The sequence below is a fragment of the Caballeronia hypogeia genome (assembly GCF_001544875.2).
GTDB classification, from domain to species: domain Bacteria; phylum Pseudomonadota; class Gammaproteobacteria; order Burkholderiales; family Burkholderiaceae; genus Caballeronia; species Caballeronia hypogeia.
The window spans coordinates 130,927-147,918 of record NZ_FCOA02000014.1 but is presented as its reverse complement, the minus strand read 5'-3'; the positions used below and the strand labels follow the sequence as shown (position 1 = coordinate 147,918).

At 65.5% G+C, this 16,992-nt stretch carries 16 protein-coding genes and 1 pseudogene; 16 read left to right on the top strand and 1 reads right to left on the bottom strand.

What is annotated here, in order from left to right:
- The first annotated feature begins 42 nt into the window (after positions 1-42).
- The 10 genes and pseudogenes from AWB79_RS39610 (at position 43) to AWB79_RS21085 (ending at position 9,538) form a co-directional block, all read left to right on the top strand.
- Positions 43-264, top strand: a complete 222-nt coding sequence (locus AWB79_RS39610; protein WP_061169388.1) for a hypothetical protein — start codon at positions 43-45, stop codon at positions 262-264.
- Positions 237-509: pseudogene (locus AWB79_RS21125) on the top strand (ABC transporter permease); the annotation flags it as partial. The gene AWB79_RS39610 and the pseudogene AWB79_RS21125, both read left to right, overlap by 28 nt.
- Positions 510-520: 11 nt before the next feature.
- Complete coding sequence (locus AWB79_RS21120; RefSeq protein ID WP_061169386.1) at positions 521-760, top strand: hypothetical protein; 240 nt, start codon at positions 521-523, stop codon at positions 758-760.
- A 243-nt stretch (positions 761-1,003) separates the two neighbouring features.
- The gene (locus AWB79_RS21115) at positions 1,004-1,765 is read left to right on the top strand and encodes an enoyl-CoA hydratase/isomerase family protein (protein WP_061169385.1); all 762 of its coding nucleotides are present in this window, start codon (positions 1,004-1,006) and stop codon (positions 1,763-1,765) included.
- Positions 1,766-1,818: 53 nt separating this feature from the next.
- Complete coding sequence (locus AWB79_RS21110) at positions 1,819-2,880, top strand: ABC transporter substrate-binding protein (protein ID WP_061169384.1); 1,062 nt, start codon at positions 1,819-1,821, stop codon at positions 2,878-2,880.
- 10 nt (positions 2,881-2,890) lie between these two features.
- The gene (locus AWB79_RS21105; protein WP_061169383.1) at positions 2,891-3,952 is read left to right on the top strand and encodes an ABC transporter ATP-binding protein; all 1,062 of its coding nucleotides are present in this window, start codon (positions 2,891-2,893) and stop codon (positions 3,950-3,952) included.
- Positions 3,953-3,961: 9 nt separating this feature from the next.
- Positions 3,962-5,743, top strand: a complete 1,782-nt coding sequence (locus AWB79_RS21100) for an ABC transporter permease subunit (RefSeq protein ID WP_061169382.1) — start codon at positions 3,962-3,964, stop codon at positions 5,741-5,743.
- A 28-nt stretch (positions 5,744-5,771) separates the two neighbouring features.
- A complete protein-coding gene (locus AWB79_RS21095) occupies positions 5,772-7,310 on the top strand; it encodes an AMP-binding protein (protein WP_061169381.1) in 1,539 nt (512 codons plus the stop codon).
- Positions 7,311-7,377: 67 nt separating this feature from the next.
- Positions 7,378-8,220: an IclR family transcriptional regulator gene (locus AWB79_RS21090; protein WP_061169380.1), complete on the top strand. Its 843-nt coding sequence runs from the start codon at positions 7,378-7,380 to the stop codon at positions 8,218-8,220.
- 61 nt (positions 8,221-8,281) lie between these two features.
- Positions 8,282-9,538, top strand: a complete 1,257-nt coding sequence (locus tag AWB79_RS21085) for an NAD(P)/FAD-dependent oxidoreductase (protein WP_061169379.1) — start codon at positions 8,282-8,284, stop codon at positions 9,536-9,538.
- Positions 9,539-9,558: 20 nt separating this feature from the next.
- Here the strand turns inward: AWB79_RS21085 and AWB79_RS21080 are convergent, their stop codons facing one another.
- Positions 9,559-10,269, bottom strand: coding sequence for an IclR family transcriptional regulator (locus tag AWB79_RS21080; RefSeq protein ID WP_061169378.1), 711 nt, complete (start codon positions 10,267-10,269; stop codon positions 9,559-9,561).
- Positions 10,270-10,436: 167 nt separating this feature from the next.
- Here AWB79_RS21080 and AWB79_RS21075 point away from each other — a divergent pair, with 167 nt between their 5' ends.
- The 6 genes from AWB79_RS21075 to AWB79_RS21050 all read left to right on the top strand — a co-directional run bounded on the left by AWB79_RS21075 (position 10,437) and on the right by AWB79_RS21050 (position 16,984).
- The gene (locus AWB79_RS21075; protein WP_061169377.1) at positions 10,437-11,132 is read left to right on the top strand and encodes an RraA family protein; all 696 of its coding nucleotides are present in this window, start codon (positions 10,437-10,439) and stop codon (positions 11,130-11,132) included.
- The gene (locus AWB79_RS21070; RefSeq protein ID WP_061169376.1) at positions 11,132-12,079 is read left to right on the top strand and encodes an NAD(P)-dependent oxidoreductase; all 948 of its coding nucleotides are present in this window, start codon (positions 11,132-11,134) and stop codon (positions 12,077-12,079) included. Before AWB79_RS21075 ends, AWB79_RS21070 begins: the two co-directional genes overlap by 1 nt.
- A gap of 27 nt (positions 12,080-12,106) precedes the next feature.
- Positions 12,107-13,042, top strand: coding sequence for an SMP-30/gluconolactonase/LRE family protein (locus AWB79_RS21065; protein WP_061169375.1), 936 nt, complete (start codon positions 12,107-12,109; stop codon positions 13,040-13,042).
- Positions 13,043-13,064: 22 nt separating this feature from the next.
- The gene (locus AWB79_RS21060) at positions 13,065-14,444 is read left to right on the top strand and encodes an MFS transporter (RefSeq protein WP_061169374.1); all 1,380 of its coding nucleotides are present in this window, start codon (positions 13,065-13,067) and stop codon (positions 14,442-14,444) included.
- Positions 14,445-14,507: 63 nt separating this feature from the next.
- A complete protein-coding gene (locus AWB79_RS21055; RefSeq protein WP_061169373.1) occupies positions 14,508-15,659 on the top strand; it encodes a porin in 1,152 nt (383 codons plus the stop codon).
- Between the two features lie 89 nt (positions 15,660-15,748).
- Complete coding sequence (locus AWB79_RS21050) at positions 15,749-16,984, top strand: MFS transporter (protein ID WP_061169372.1); 1,236 nt, start codon at positions 15,749-15,751, stop codon at positions 16,982-16,984.
- Positions 16,985-16,992 lie beyond the last annotated feature (8 nt).

Here is a 16,992-nt window from a genome sequence, read left to right as displayed (position 1 = left end):
TTCCAGGCGAATTGCGGCGCTCGCCTGTCCGCGTTCGAGCTGATGAACGCGCGGCAACTGGAACTCGTGGTCGAGCACGTGGCGGATCGCCGTGCGCCGCTCGAAGGCGCGCACGACTGGCATGTGCTCGTCGTGCTGGCGGATACGCAAGGCGCGGCCGACATGGAAGCCGCATTGCAGGCGACGCTCGAAGAAGCCGTCGAAGCCGGTCTGATCGAGGACGCGATCGTCGCGAACGCACCTTCACGACGCTGCGGCGCGTGACGTTCCCGATCCTGAGCGCGGGCATGCTGTCGTCGTTCCTGTTCGCGTTCGCCACCTCGTTCGATGAGCTGACCATCGCGCTGTTCTCGTCGGGTGGATTGAGCACGACGCTGCCCAAGCAGTTCTGGGACGAGACCACGACGCAGATTTCTCCGGTCATCGCCGCCGTGTCTACTTGTCTGTTCGTGTTCATCTCACTACTGATCTCGGTGGCGGACCGGCCGCGGCGCCGGAGTCTTTCCTAGACTCGCGATCCATGCATCCGAAGAGGACCACGACCGACTTCGACCGCGCCGTCGCCGCCGCCGGCGCGAACGCCGAAGATGCCGATGTCTGGCCCTGGTTCACGCTGCTCATGCAGGACCGCCGCGTGCGCTGGTGCCAGGCGGAGGATCACTGGCTCGTCAGCGTCGATAACCAGCACGTCGCCACGGAATCGTCGTTCGACGAAGCCATCAGAAGCGCCAAGGCGCGCGTTCAGAAGCAGCGCGCGTGACGCGCCGCCGCATTTCACGCGGCGCGTGCTCCGACCTCTCATCAAGGCAATGCGCGCACGGGGAATCCGGCCCGTGCGTGCGCCTTTCCCATCGGCTTTTTTCAGCGAAAACGCCGTCGCTTCGACGCGTGGCGAGACGCTTATTTCAAGCCAGTTGCACCTCCTTCGCGTAAACCCGCTTGCAACACATTTTTGACGAACCTATATTTCTATACACCATCCACTATCGGTATGCGATAAATTATGAGCGAAGACGTCCTGTTCTCGAATCACGGCCGCGTCGCGGTCATCACGTTGAATCGTCCTGAGCGGCTGAACGCGTGGACCACGCCGATGCGCGAAAAAATCATCGCGGCGCTGGACCGTTTCAATGCCGACGACGAGGTCGCCGCGATCATCATGACGGGCGCCGGCAACCGGGCTTTCTCGGCCGGGCAGGATCTTTCGGAGGCGCATGATTTCGACGGCGAGCGCGCCGTGGCATGGGTCAAGGAGTGGCAGCGCTACTACGCCGCGCTGCGCGGGCTCTCCAAGCCGCTCGTGATGGCGCTCAACGGCACCGCGGCGGGTTCGGCCTTCCAGGTCGCCTTGCTGGGCGACATCCGCGTGGGTCACGCGGGCGTGCGCATGGGTCAGCCGGAGATCAACGCGGGTATCGCCAGCACGACCGGCCCGTGGATCATGAACGCGATGCTCGGCATGTCGCGCACCATCGAGCTCACGCTCACCGGCCGTCTGATGGATGCGGAGGAGTGCCATCGCATCGGGCTGATTCATCACCTCGTCGACGAGGACAAGGTGTTCGAGAAGGCGCTTGAGATCGCCACCGAACTCGCCGCCAAGCCGCCCGTCGCGATGCGCCTCGACAAGCAGCGTTTCCGCGAGATGACGGAGGCGGGCTTCGCCGACTGTATCGAGGCAGGGGAGCGCATTCAGCGCGAAGCCTACGACTCCGGCGAACCGGCGCGCATGATGGAAGAGTTCTTCGCCAAGCGCGCCAAATAAATCGGGCTGAAGCCGAGCCGTTCCTTTCAACCCCAATGCGGGAGACCTGAACCATGACGCAAGACTTCAACCCGGCGCGCCGCCGCATCCTGCAGAGCGCGGGCGCGCTCGCCGTGGCCGGTGCGCTGCCCATCGCCGCGCGGGCGCAATCGAAGCAGATCGTAGTGTCGGACCCGGGCGGCCCGTACACGACCGCTTATCGTGAAGCCTTCTACGACCCGTTCGAGAAAGCGACGGGCATCAAGGTCGTGAGCGTGGCGCGCGAGTCGCAGCCGGTCGCCCAGTTCGCCGCGATGGTGCAGACGAAGAACTACGTGTGGGACGTCACCACGCTGACGCTGTCCGCCGACATCCCGTATCTGGAGGCGAAGGGCCTGCTCGAACCGATCGGTCTGAAGGCGAGCGATTATCCGGACATCATGCCCGAGGCGATCACGCCGAACTGGCTGGGCGTCGACGTGTATTCGACCGTGCTCGCCTATCGCGCGGACAAGTTCAAGGACAACGGCCCGAAGTCGTGGGCGGACTTCTGGGACGTGAAGAAATTCCCGGGCCGGCGCTGCCTGCGCCGCAGTCCGCTCGACACGCTCGAGCAGGCGCTGCTCGCCGACGGCGTGCCGCTCGACAAGCTCTATCCGCTCGACGTGGACCGTGCGTTCAAGAGCCTCGACAAGATCAAGCCGCACATCAGCATCTGGTGGACCTCCGGCGCGCAGGCGATGCAGGCGATCCAGAGCGGCGACGTCGACATGATCTCGACGTGGAACGGCCGCGCGCAAGCCGCGAAGGACAGCGGCGCGCCCGTCAACATCGTGTGGAATCAGGGCTTGTATTCGATCGAAGGCTGGGGCATTCCGAAGGGCACGCCGCGCGCCGACGCCGCGAAGCAGTTCGTGCGCTTCTGCGCCGACGCGAAGCGCCAGGCCGTGCTCACGCGCACGCTCGCGTATGGCCCGACCAACAAGAAGTCCTTCGAGTTCATCGACAAGGCGCGCGCGAGCTTGCTGCCGACGGCTCCGGAGAACATCAAGGACATGAAGCTGCCCAGCCCGCAGTGGTGGGAAGAGAATCGCCAGAAGGTCACCGAGCGGTTCAACTCGTGGATCATTTCGTAAGGACCTCACCATGAGCTCGAAACTCGAGGCAATCGGCATTGCGAAGCGCTACGGCGATTCGGTCGCGCTGGAACCGACGGACCTCGCCGTGCAGGCCGGCGAATTCCTGACGCTGCTCGGTCCCTCGGGTTCGGGCAAGACCACGCTGCTGCAGATGATCTCCGGGCTCGTCGCGCCGAGCGCGGGACGCATCGAGATCGACGGGCGCGACGTCACGCATGTCGAGCCGGGCAAGCGCGGCATCGGCATGGTGTTTCAGAGCTACGCGCTGTTTCCCCACATGAGCGTGTGGGACAACGTCGCGTACGGTCTGCGCATGCGCCGCAAGTCACGCGACGAAGTGCGCGCGGCGGTCGACGACGCGCTCGCGATGGTGCGTATGACCGAGTACGCGAAGCGCTTTCCGAAGGAGTTGTCGGGCGGGCAGCAGCAGCGCATCGCACTCGCGCGCTGCTTTGCATACCGCCCCTCGGTGATTCTGTTGGACGAACCGCTCGGCGCACTCGACAAGAAGCTGCGCGAGCACATGCAGGCCGAAATCCGCCGCCTGCACAAGGAGCTCGGCGCGACCTTCGTCTACGTGACGCACGATCAGGACGAAGCGCTCACGCTGTCCGACCGCATCTGCCTGATGAACCAGGCGCGCATCGAGCAGGTGGGCACGCCGGCCGATCTCTACGATCGTCCCGCCACGCGCTTCGCGGCGGGTTTCATCGGCCATTCGAATCTGCTCGAAGGCGAGCTCGACGACGCGCGCGGCACGGGCGGCGAACCGATCCTGCTCGCGGCCGGCGGCCGCATACCGCTGCCGATGAGCGCTCCAGTTACGCCCGCCACGCGCCACACCTTGCTCGTGCGCCCCGAAGCGCCGCGCCTGGTCGAACCGCAAACCGGCTTCGTCGACGGCACGATCTCCGATGTCGTGTTCTTCGGCAGCGACACGCGCGTGCAGCTCTCGATGAACGACGGCAGCGAGCTCACCGTGCGCTGCGAGCGCAGCCTGTCGCCGCGCATCGGCGACAAGGTGGGCCTCATGTGGGACCCATATCGCACGACGCTGCTGCACGCCTGAGGAATCGTCATGACCATTGCTCTACATGCGGACCGCGAGAACGCAAGCTCGCGGCGCGGCCGGTCCGTCGCGCTCGCGCGTTTGATGCGCTTCCTGCCCATCCTGCCGACGCTGCTCTTCCTGCTGGTGTTCTTCATCGTGCCGGTCGGGGAGATCCTGCAAGGCGGCCTCGTCGGCGCGGACGGGCAGATCGGCCTTGCCCAGTTCGAGCGCATCGCGCGCACGCCCGTCTACGCCAAGGTCTTGTGGATCACCTTCGCCATCTCGTTCATGACGGCGGCGCTTTCCATTCTGCTCGGCTATCCGGTTGCCTACATGCTGAGCCGTCTGTCGGAGCGCGTGCGCGAACGCTGGCTGCTGTGGATCATGCTGCCGTTCTGGACCAGCTATCTCGTCAAGACCTACGCGTGGATGCTGCTGCTTTCGAAGACCGGCGTGCTCTCGACCATCGCGCTGTCGCTCGGCCTCGTGCGCGAGACGACCGGCACGATTCCGTCGCTGACGGGCGTGCTCATCGGCATGGTTCATTCGATGCTGCCGCTCGCCGTGATGACGATGCTCCCCGTGATGCGCGGCATCGACGACCGTCTCGCGCAAGCCGCGGAAACGCTCGGGGCGGAGCGCAGCACGAGCTTCTTCACGGTGTTCCTGCCGCTGTCGTCGCCGGGCGTGGCGGCGGCAGGGCTGCTCGTGTTCATTTCGAGCCTCGGCTTCTTCATCGTGCCCGCGCTGCTCGGCTCGCCGAAGGAAACGATGATCGCGCAACTGGTGATTTCGTCCGTGCTCGAACTCTTCGACATGCGCTTCGCCGGCGCGCTCTCCACCGTGCTGCTGATCTGCTCGATCGTCATCTTCTTCGTCTATGACCGCATGGTCGGCCTGACCTCGCTCACCGGCGAAGTGACGGAGCGTTCGCGCAGCTCGCGCGCGCAGGGTTTCAAGCTCGCCATGCTGATGACGGCGGGGCGCGTGTTCGCGCCGTTCATGATGCGGCGCAAGACGCACGCGGAGCCGTCGGCGCGCGCCGCCAGCCCGCTCGGCCTGTACACCTGCGTGATCATGGTGATGCTCGTCGCGCCCGTGCTCTCGGTGATTCCGTATGCGTTCACGAAGAGCGATTACATCGCCTTTCCGCCGAAGCCCTTCAGCTTGCGCTGGTTCGGCACGTTCATGGATTCGCCGGTGTGGCACAGCGCGATCATCCGTTCGTTCGAAGTGGGCCTGGGCACCGCGCTGCTGTCGCTTCTGCTGGGCTTCGGCGCAACGCTCGCGATGACGCGCATGCCGCGCCGCGCCAGCAAGCCGATGTTCGCGCTGCTCGTCGCTCCGCTGATCGTGCCGCGCATCGTCGTGGCCGTGGGCCTGCTCTATCTCTTCGGCCGCTTCGGGCTCACCGGCACGAATCTCGGTCTCGTCATCGGCCATACGGTGCTCGCGATTCCTTACGTGGTCGTGACGCTCGCCGCGGGCTTCCAGCGGTTCGACTGGCGTCTGGACGACGCGGCGCGCGTGATGGGCGCCTCGCCGCTGCGGCGCATCACGTCGGTCGTGCTGCCGCTCCTGATGGCGAGCGTGACCGCTGCGTTCCTGTTCGCGTTCCTCGTGTCCTTCGACGACCTGACCATCGCGATCTTCGTGAGCGGCGGCATCAATTCGACGCTGCCGAAGCAGATGTGGGACGACATTCAGCTTGCGATCACGCCGACGCTCGCGGCGGTATCGACGACGCTCATCATCCTGATCGCGCTGGTCGTCGCGGTTTCCTCCTGGCTCAAGCGCCGCGCGCGCTAAACCTCGGGCTCTATCCATCGGTTCAGACATGCATCGTTACTCAGAATACTTCGCTCACCGGCACGCAGAGGACGAACTCGACTGCGCGCCCTTGCTCTCGGCGGGATTGCGCCGCGCTCCCGCGCGCATCGTCGCGCATTTCGACGATCACGCGATCACCTGCGAGGACGTCGCGCGGCATATCGCGCAACTGCAGCGCTGGTTCGCGGAGCACGGACTCGCGCGGGGCGACCGGGTCGCCGTGATGCTCGGCAACAGCGCGGAGCACGTGCATCTGATCTACGCGCTGGTGCAAAGCGGCCTCGTCTGGGTGCCGGTCAATACCAAGCTTCGCGCCGCGGGCCTCGAATACCTTCTGCAACACGCCGAGCCGAAGCTTTTCATCATCGACGACGAGTTCGACGACATCACCGCGCGGATCGACTGTGGCGCGTCGCGGCGTCTGCGTCTGCCCGCGTTCGACGCGAGCGACACGAACACGGAATTCGCGACGCCGCGCATCGACGTGCACGATCCGCTGTGCGTGATCTACACGTCGGGCACGACCGGCGCGCCGAAGGGCGTCGTCTTCACGCATCGCATGATGCGTATCGCGAGCGAGGCGGCGCTGCGGGTCGCGGACGTCCGCGACGGTGACCGGCTGTTCCTGTGGGAGCCGCTGTGCCATATCGGCGGGGCGCAGATGCTGCTGCTGCCGTTTCTCGAAGCGGTGACGCTGCACGCGGTGCCGCGCTTCTCGGCGTCGCAGTTCTGGCCGCAGGTCGCGCGCGCGGGCGCGACGCAGCTCCACTATCTCGGCGGCGTGCTCGATATCCTCATGCAACTCCCGCACGACGCGCAGCCCGACACGCATACGCTGCGCGTGGCCTGGGGCGCGGGCGTGAGCGCGTCCGCATGGGAGCCGATCCAGGCACGCCTCAAGGTGCGTCTGCGCGAGTGCTACGGCATGACCGAATGCTCCAGCTTCGCGACCATGAACGCCACCGGCAAGCCCGGCTCGATCGGCCGCGCACTGCCGTGGATCGACGTCGAACTGCTCGACGAAAACGGCCAGCCGGTGCAGGAAGGCGAAGCCGGCGAGATCGTGCTGACGAGCAAGGTGGAAGGCACGTTCCTGCCGACCTATCTGAAGAATCCCGACGCAACCCGCTCCGCGTTGCGCAACGGCAGGCTGCACACGGGCGACCGCGCCCGGCGCGATGCCGACGGCGATCTTTTCTTCATCGGCCGGCAGACGGACAGCATGCGCGTGCGCGGCGAGAACGTGTCGGCATGGGAGATCGAGCGTATCTTCGCGGCGCATCCGGCGATTCGCGCGAGCGCGGCGATCGGGGTGGCGTCGCCGATCGGCGAACAGGATATTCTGCTCAACGTCCAGTTCGAGGGCGAGCCGGTCGAATGGGCGACCCTGCATGCGTGGGCGCGCGAGCGGCTCGCGAGCTTTCAGTTGCCGCGCTATTACCGCGCGGTGGAAAGTTTCGAGCTTACGGCGAGCGAGCGCATCAAGAAGCATCTGCTGCCGCGCAGCGTGGAGAACGCATGGGATCGCCTAGCGCGCGGAGGCTAGTTATCGGATACAGATAGGCTGTTAGGGCTATGCGATAATTCCGCAACGAACCGAAAGACAAATAGTGATGAGCGACGAGCCCAAAGTTCCGCGCAAGCGCAAGAGCCCCGCGGTTTCTGCGCGAGGAGAGGCGGCCGATCCGAGCGCGTCTTCGCTGTATGTGCAGTCCGTCGAGAAGGCGATGAAGGTGCTCACCGCCTTCGACGGCACCAAGCGTCAGTTGTCGCTCTCCGAGATCGCGTCGCTCACCGGCTTCGACATGAGCGCGACGCAGCGTTTCACTTACACGCTCGCCGCGCTCGGCTATCTCTTCAAGGACCCCGACAGCCGCAAGTACGAACTCTCCCCGCGGCTGCTGGACTTCACTTATCACTATCTCACGTCGAACGATCTCGTGAGCCGCGCGACGCCTTATCTGCAGCAGCTCGGCTCGGAGACGGAAGAGGCGACCAACCTGACCGTGCTCGACGATACGGATATCGTGTTCGTCCTGCGCATCGTGAGCCGCAACGTGTTCAATGCGCACGTGATCACCGGCTCGCGCCTGCCCGCTTACTGCACGGCCCCGGGACTCGCGATTCTCGCGACGCTTGCCGATGGCGAAATCGACGACATCCTCTCGCGCACCAATCTCGTGCCCTATACGGCGTCCACCGTCTACCAGCCGCGCAAGATCAGGGAGCGTATCGCGCAGATCCGCAAGCAGGGCTACGCGCACACGGAGGACGAATACTTCGTCAGCGACATTTCGACTGCGGCGGCGATCACGAACGCGCACGGACGCGGCATCGGCGCCGTGAACATCGCAGTGGCGAGATCGCGATGGCAGGCCGACCGGGACGAGCGACGCTTCGCCGATCTGGTGATTTCGACCGCGTCGGCCATTTCGACGCGGCGTCGGGTGGAATAGACGCGCCGTGCGCGCGAACGCGAGGCCGTGGATCTGACCGTCTGACTTTCGACCAAACTCGATGCCTTCCTCTTCTGAACCAATCGATGTGGCAGTCGTCGGCGCGGGCGTGATCGGTCTCGCGCTCGCGCATCACCTGCGCAAGCACGGGCGGCGCGTGACGATCATCGATCGGGCCGAACCCGCTTCGCAATGTTCGATGGGCAATGCGGGCGCGCTGTCGTTTCACTCCGTCGCGCCGCTCGCGATGCCCGGCGTCCTGAAAAGCACGCTTGCGATGATCCGCGATCCCGACGGCCCGCTCTATCTGCCGCCGGGCTATCTGCCGCAAGCGGCGGACTGGCTCTGGCGCTTCGTACGCGCCGCGCGCGAAGCGCGCGTGCGCGAGATCGCGGCGTCGCTCGCCGCGTTTTTCCGAAGCGCGGAGACCGATCAGCGGCAGCTCGCGGCGGAAGTCGGTTATGCGACGAAGCTGCGCACGAACGGGCAGTTGCATCTGTACCCGTCGGAGGCGCAGTACGCGAAGGACGCGCTCGGATGGGCGATCAAGCAGGGGCACGGAATGCGGCTCAGGCGCCTGTCGCGTGCGGAAATAGAGGAGATGGAGCCGGATGTCTCGAAGGCGTACGCGTTCGGCCTTTTCCTCGAGAACGATCACTCCGTCACCAATCCGCACGGCTACGCGCTCGCGATCGCGCGAACCGTTGCGCAAGCGGGCGTGTCGATCGTGCGCGCCGACGTCAGGGCGATCCGTCCGTCCGGCGATGGCTGGCGGATCGAAACCGGCGATGCGCCGTTGTTCGCGCGCGACGTCGCCATCGCCGCGGGTGCGTGGTCCGCGCAATTGCTCGCGCCGCTCGGGGTGCGTGTGCCGCTCGAAACGCAGCGCGGATATCACGTGCATGTGCCGGAGAGCGGCACACGCTTGTCGCGCACCGTCGTGCTCGCGGATCGCAAGGTCTTTATCACGCCAATGGACACGGGTTTGCGAATTGCCGGCACGGTCGAGTTCGGCGGCCTCGTGCGAGAGCCGAATCAGCGCCGCGCCGCTCTCCTGGCGCGGCATGCGAAGAAAGGTTTGCCGGCCCTCGATCTGCTGGGCGGTTCGACCACGTGGATGGGCCATCGTCCCTGCATGCCCGACTCGATGCCCGTGCTGGGCGCCGTCCCACGGCATCCGGGACTTTGGCTGGCATTTGGTCACGGTCATCTCGGACTGACTTCTTCCGCGACGACCGGACGGCTGCTCGCCGAGGCGATATGTCTGGGCCAGTCGCCATCCGTGCTTGCGCCTTTCTCGATGACGCGCTTCGGCTGATCGAAGGCGTGATCGGGCGGTCAGACGCCGTACATGCTTTCGCAGAACCGCACGCTCGCGCCGAGTCTTCGCGACAAATCAGCCGCCGTCCGGAGCTGAGGCGCGACCAGTTCGCCCGTTGCCTGCGCCGCGTTCAGTCGCGACGCGGGTCCGGACAGGGTGAGCGCGGCCATGAATTTGTCGCCGGCGCCGAAAACCGGCGTCGCGAACGCGGCCGTGTGCGAGTCGCGCGCGCCGGACGTGAAGAGCGGCATCTCGGGCGGCGCATCGTAAATCGGCTCGCCGAGTCCCCAGTAACGAATGACCTGGCTGATCGCGGTATCGTCGAGCGGAAACGCCGTGCCGGCGAGACGCGTTTCGCGCAGCCCTTCCGATGGCTCCGCGCGGAACAGACACAAGCGCTGCCCGTTATCGAGCACGTAGTACGATGCGCTTTCCTTCGTCGCGGCAGCGAGTTCGTACAGCGCCGGTTCGACCACTGCGGACAACTGGAACGACTGCTCGAAGAGTTTGCCCAGATACAGCACGCGATGCCCGAGCGAGTAGTTGCCCGACTGCGAGCGCACGACGTAGCCCATTCGCTCGAGCGAGTTCATCAGCCGATACACGGTTGTCTTGTGCATGCCGGACGCCTGCGCCATCGCGGCAAGCGACAGCGACTCCGCACCGGGCCTGAAGCAATCCAGCAGCGATAAAGCCTTCTCTACCGCCGCGACTCCGTCGTTTCCCATTCGACTCATCCCCGAACAAAGTTACCCGATATTGTACAGGGTAAAACGTCGATGTACACCGTAAAAGGGTTAACGCTAGTGGCCTCGCTACGCCGCGTGCTTTAAAGTGGTTTCACTTAGTACACCACTGTTGTACACAGTACAACGATCAACTTGAGGTGAGATCCATGAGCACGACTCCGGCAGGTAACCCGATCAATCGCAATATCGAGCGCGTGTCGCCCGAACTCGTCGAAGCCGCCGCCAAATATCAGGCAGCGATCCTGGCCGACGTCGCCGGCCGTCGCGGCACGGTGCACGGCCGCGTGAAGCCGCTGTCGGCGAAGATGAAAGTCGCCGGTCCGGCGATCACCGTCGAAGTGCGGCAGGGCGATAACCTGGCGATTCACGCGGCGCTGGCCATCGCGAAGCCGGGCGACGTGATCGTCGTCGACGGCAAGGGCGACATCAGCTGCGCGCTGCTCGGCGAAATCATGGCGGCGCAAGCGAAGGCGAGCGGCATCGCCGGCATCATCATCGACGCCGCCGTGCGCGACGCGCACGAACTCGCGAACGGCGACTATCCGATCTTCTCGGCCGGCCTGAATCCGTGCGGCCCGACCAAGAGCGTCGCGGGCCTCGTCAACTCGCCGATCTCGCTCGGCGGCACGGCGGTCAATCCCGGCGATCTCGTCGTCGGCGATGCGGACGGCGTCGTCGTGATTCCGCGTCAGGACGTGGCGCGCATCATCGATCTGGCGCAGAAGAAGCTCGATGGCGAAACCGCGCGCATCGCCGGCATCATGAAGGGCGACGTGCGTCCGGCGTGGGTCGAGAAGGAACTGCGCGCGGTCGGCATGCTGGCAGAAGGCGAGGCACTGTAATGCAGACGACTTCGCAAAAGCCGGTCGTTCTCGTGACGGCCGCCGATCTCGCGCCGCAAGCGCTCGAGATGCTCCCCGGATTCGACGTCGTGTTCGCGGGCAAGCAGCCGAGCGAAGACGATCTCGTCGCGTTGAGCGCGCGTCACGATCCGGTCGCGATCATCGTGCGTTACGGCAAGATCAACGCGCGCATCATGGACGCGGGCCGCAACCTGCAAGTGATTTCGAAGCATGGCAGCGGCATCGACGTGATCGATCAGGCGGCCGCCGCCGAGCGCGGCATCGCGGTGCGCGCGGCGGTCGGCGCGAACGCCGCGGCGGTCGCCGAGCATGCGTGGGCGCTGATCCTCGCCTGCGCGAACTCCGTCCCGCAGCTCGATGCGCGCATGCGCGCAGGCCATTGGGACAAGTCCACGCACAAGTCCGTCGAACTCGATGGCCGCACGCTCGGGCTCGTCGGGCTGGGCGCGATCGGCCGTCGCGTGGCGGCGGTCGGCGTCGCGTTCGGCATGACGGTGCTCGCTCACGACCCCTACGCGAAGGAAGCGCCGCAGGGCGTGACGCTCGTCTCGCTCGACGAGTTGTACGCCGCCTCCGACATCGTCTCGCTGCACTGCCCGCTGACGCCTGAGAACCGCGGGATGCTCGACGCGCAGGCATTCGCCCGCTTCAAGCGCGGCGCGATTCTCGTGAACACGGCGCGCGGCGGTCTCATCGACGAAGCCGCGCTCGCCGGCGCACTCGCCAGCGGTCAATTGCACTCCGCCGGTCTCGACAGCTTCGACGTCGAACCGATGACCACGCCGCATCCGTTCCAGAACATCCCGAACGCGATTCTGTCGCCGCATATCGGCGGCGTCAGCGATGCCGCCTACGTGAACATGGGCCGCGGCGCCGCCGCCAACGTGCTGGCCGTGCTCGAAGAGCACGCCCGCAACGCGGCCTGAAGCAACAGTTCCAATCGAAGGTCGATCATGTTCTATCTCACATCGCCCGAGGTGCGCGAGGCCGCCGTTTTCACGCGCATGCCGGAGAAGTTCCGCAAGCCCGAGGTCCGGACCGAATGGGCGCGCGCCAATCGCGGCGGCCAGGCGACGGATTCGTTCCTCGAAGGCCCGGTCTGGGACCCGAAGGGTTTCCTGTTCGTCACCGACATACCGCATGGCCGCGTGTTCCGGATTTCGCCTTCGGGCGAGTGGGAGCTCGTCGTGCAATACGACGGCGAGCCCAACGGCATGAAGCGTTTCGACGATGCGCATCTGCTCATCACCGATTACCGCAACGGCCTGATGCTGCTCGACATCGAACGCGGCGAAGTGCGGCCGTATCTGGAGCGCCGCAACTCGGAGCGCTTCAAGGGCGTGAACGATCTGACGTTCGATTCGAAGGGCAATCTCTTCTTCACCGATCAGGGGCAGAGCGGTCTGCACGATCCGACCGGCCGCGTGTATCGCCTGTCGCCGGAAGGCAGGCTCGACATGCTGCTCGGCAATTGCCCGAGCCCGAACGGCCTCGTGCTGTCGCCCGATGAAAACGTGCTGTTCGTCGGCATGACGCGGGGCAACTGCGTGTGGCGCGTGCCGCTTCAGGCCGATGGCTCGGTCAGCAAGGTGGGGCAGTTCTTCACGTCCTACGGTCCGAGCGGCCCCGACGGCCTGACGATCGATGCCGATGGCCGCGTGCTCGTGGCGAATCCGGGGCTCGGGCGCGTATGGGTCCTGAATCATCGCGCGGAACCGGTGGAGATTCTCACGAGCCCGGCCGGCGCGTCGCTCACGAACCTGTGCTTCGGCGGCGCGGACATGAAGACGCTCTACATGACCGAATCCGTCAGCGGCACGGTCCTGCGGGCCGAGATGAAGATCGCCGGTCCGCTGCCGCAACGAGCGAAGCAACACGACGCGCACTGACCGCAGCGATGGAGGAGCAATCATGAATGTTTCATCGACATTGAGCGCGTCGAACGCCGGGCGAAGCGGCGAGACGCAAAACGCCGCGCATCTCGCGAGCGAAGACCATGCAGCCAGCGAGCGCACGCTCGCCAAAGCCTTTCGCCGCATCCTGCCGTTCATCTTCGTGTGCTACGTCATCAGCTATCTCGACCGCACCAACGTCGGATTCGCCGCGCTGACGATGAACAAGGAGCTGGGCCTGACCGCCGAGCAGTTCGGCTTCGGCGCGGGCCTGTTTTTCATCGGCTACTTTCTGTTCGAGATTCCGAGCAACCTGATCATGCAGAAGGTGGGCGCACGCATCTGGATCGCGCGGATCATGATCACGTGGGGCGTGTTTTCGATGCTGACGGCGTTCGTGGTCGGACCGAAGAGCTTCGCGGCCGCGCGCTTTCTGCTCGGGCTCGCCGAAGCGGGCTTCACCCCTGGCATCTACCTGTACTTCACGCACTGGTTTCCCGGCAAGTGGCGCGCCAAGGTGACGGCCGCGTTCCTCGTCGGCATTCCGGTGGCCAACATGATCGGCTCGCCCATCTCGGGCGCGCTGCTTCAGCTCGGCGGCCTGCATGGTTTGCGTAGCTGGCAATGGTTGTTGCTGATCGAAGGCGTGCCCGCCGTGCTGCTCGGCATCGCGTGTCTGTTCGTGCTCGCGGACCGGCCCGAGAAAGCGAAATGGCTGACCGACGAAGAGAAGGCCTCGCTCGCGCGCCGTCTCGCGCAGGAGCAGGGCGACATCGGCGCGAAGCACGGCAGCAATCTGCGGGATGCAATGACCAACTGGCGCGTCTTCGTGCTCGCGTTCATCAACTTCTGCGGGATCGTCGGATCGCTCGGCGTCGGCTTGTGGATGCCGCAGATCATCAAGCAGTTCGGCGTCGAGCATACGGTCGTCGGCTGGCTCACGGCGATTCCCTACGCGCTCGGCGCGGTTGTGATGCTGTGGTGGGCGCGTGTCGCCAATCGTGCGGCGAATCGAATTCCCTACGTGGCGGGCGCGCTGGTCGTCGCGGCCGTGGCGCTGTGCGCGAGCACCTTCATCGATGCGCCCGCCATCAAGCTGATCGCGCTGTGCTTCACCGTGAGCGGCATTCTGGCTTTTCAGGCGACCTACTGGGCCATTCCCTCGGGCTTTCTCACCGGCCGCGCCGCGGCGGGCGGGCTCGCGCTCATCGTCTCGGTGGGCAATCTCGGCGGCTTCGTCGGACCGTCGATGATCGGCGCGCTCAAGCAGTGGTCCGGCGGCTTCAGCGTGCCGCTGCTCGCTGTGTCGGGCGTGCTGCTGCTCGGCGCGCTGATCATCGCCTGGCTCGGCGATCCGGGCGCGGACGCGGGCGAAGCGCCTGCCGCGCACGAAGCATGAGCGCGCTCCATCGCGCGCAATCACGCAGCAAACCAAATTTATAACCCACTGTCTGGAGACACCATGCTTTTGACGAAGGCTCACAAGAAAGCCAACGCCACTTCCACTTTCGTGCTCGGAACCGTCGCAGTTGCGGGCATGACACTCGCTGCGGGCACGGCGCACGCGCAAAGCAGCGTCACTTTGTACGGCATCGCCGATGTCGGCATCGAGCACATCAACAACACCACGGCGGGCGGTGGTCAGACGCGCGAAGTGTCCGGCAACCTGTCCGGCTCGCGCTGGGGCCTGAAGGGCGTCGAGGACCTGGGCGGCGGAGTGAAGGCGATCTTCGCGCTCGAAAACGGTTTCAACATCAACGACGGCACGACCGCGCAATCGACGCGCGGCCTCGGCGCGAATCCGACCACGACCTCGCGTCTGTTCGGCCGCCAGGCCTGGGTCGGTCTGTCGTACAAGGGCCAGCAACTCACGCTCGGCCGCCAGAACTCGCTGATGTACGAACAGGCGGTCCAGTTCGATCCGATGGGCGCATCGTCGCGTTATTCGATTCTCTCCATCGACTACGCGATGGCCGCGCGCATCGACAACTCGGTGAAGTACACGGGCAAGTTCGGTCCGCTCACCGCGCAGGCGATGTACAGCACGCGCTATGACACGGGCTACGGCGCCGAAGTGCCGGGCGCGGAAATCACCGGCCGCTTCTTCAGCGGCGCGCTGACCTACGCTACCGGTCCGTTCGCGGCGAGCGTGTCCTACGAGCAGCGCAACAGCAACACGGTCGCGACGAACACCGGTACCGAGCGCCGCGCGATGGCGGCCGCGAGCTACGATTTCGGCGCCGTGAAGGCGTTCGGCGGCTATCGCTATCTGCGCGCATCGAACGATTTCCTGCCGGTGAACCCGATCGTCGTCGCGAACGGCTCGGAGGCGAACGCGGCCAATCTGTACTACGCCGGCGCGCAATACATGGTGACGCCCGCGTTCCAGCTCACCGCGACCGCGTATTACCAGGACGTGCATTCGACGAGCGCCGATCCGTGGCTCGCGGTGCTGTGCGCGGACTACTTCCTGTCCAAGCGCACCGACCTCTATGCAACCGTAGGCTTCGCGCGCAACAAGGACAACTCCGCGCTGGGCGTGAACGGTTACGGCACGGTCGCGCCGGGCTATAACCAGACCGGCGTCACCATCGGCATGCGGCAGAAGTTCTGACGAGGAAACGCCGTGCAAATCGTCCATGCTTCCCAGTCGCCCGCTTGCAAGGGTCCGCTTGCGCCGGACGCGCGCGTAAAGGCGCTGTCATGAACACGGTCGCGCAAGCGGGTCTCCTCGGCAGGCTGTTTCCTGCGCTGACCGAAGCGTCCTTGCGGCGCTATCTCGGCGGACAGGTCGCCTCCGTGCTCGGAAGCTGGACGCAGAACGTCACGCTGAATCTGCTCGTGTTCCACCTGTCGGATTCGGCGGCGATTCTCGCGTTGCTGAATTTTCTGCTGTACGGGCCGCAACTGATCGTGTCGCCGCTCGCCGGATCGCGGGTCAGCTCGGCGAACGCGCGGCGCGTGACGCTGTGCGTGCTGATGATGTCGCTGCTTCTCACGAGCAGTCTCTTCATTTTGTCCTTGCTCGGCCTGCTCGGCGTGAAGCTGATTCTCGCGCATGCACTGGCGATCGGCGTGTCGAGCGCGATCGAAGTGCCCGCGCGGCAAGTGCTGCTGCTGACGAGCCTCGAAGACGCGAGGCACACGTCGAACGCCGTCGCGATGAACACGATGGTGTATAACGTCGGCCGCATGGTCGGTCCGACGATTGCCGGCTTCGTGTATCCGGGTTTCGGACCGAGAACGTCGTTCGTGATCTATGCGCTCGCGCTTGTCTTCATGGCCCTGTGCGTGCGTTCGATCAAAACCTCCGGCGCGCGGCCGGCGCGAGTGGACAGCAGCTTGCGCGATGCCGTCGGCTACGTGATGTCGGATGCGTTTTCGGCACGCTATCTGCCGGTGCTCGCGTGCATCGGCTTGTTTGCGGGCAGTTATCAAACGCTCGTGCCTTTGCTGTCGGACCGCGCGTATCACGACGCGGCGCGTTTCACCGGCGTGTTCTTCGCGTGCGCCGGCGCCGGTTCGCTGAGCGCGGCGGCATTGCTGTCGTCGGCGCTCGGGCCGCGCGCGTCGCGGCGCTTCATCGCGTGGTCGCCGTGGACGGCCGTCGCCGCGCTCGCCGTGCTCGCCTCGACCACCGAGGTCTTCGCCGCGACGCCCGCCTTCTACGCCCTCGGATTCAGCCTCACCTTCGCCGCAACCTCGACCAACGCGACCATCCAGCGGCAATGCCCGGAACACGTGCGCGGCGGACTGGTCGGCATGTACGGAATGGCCTACAACGGAACCATGCCCTTCGGCTATCTGCTCGTCGGCACGGTGTCCGAGGCGCTCGGCGTCCGTCACACATTCGGCGCAATGGCGATCGTCCTCGCCGCCGGCGTCCTGTCCGTCATCGCACTTCAATTATTCAGAAAACAGCGCACCGACGCGCAATAGTTTGGGAG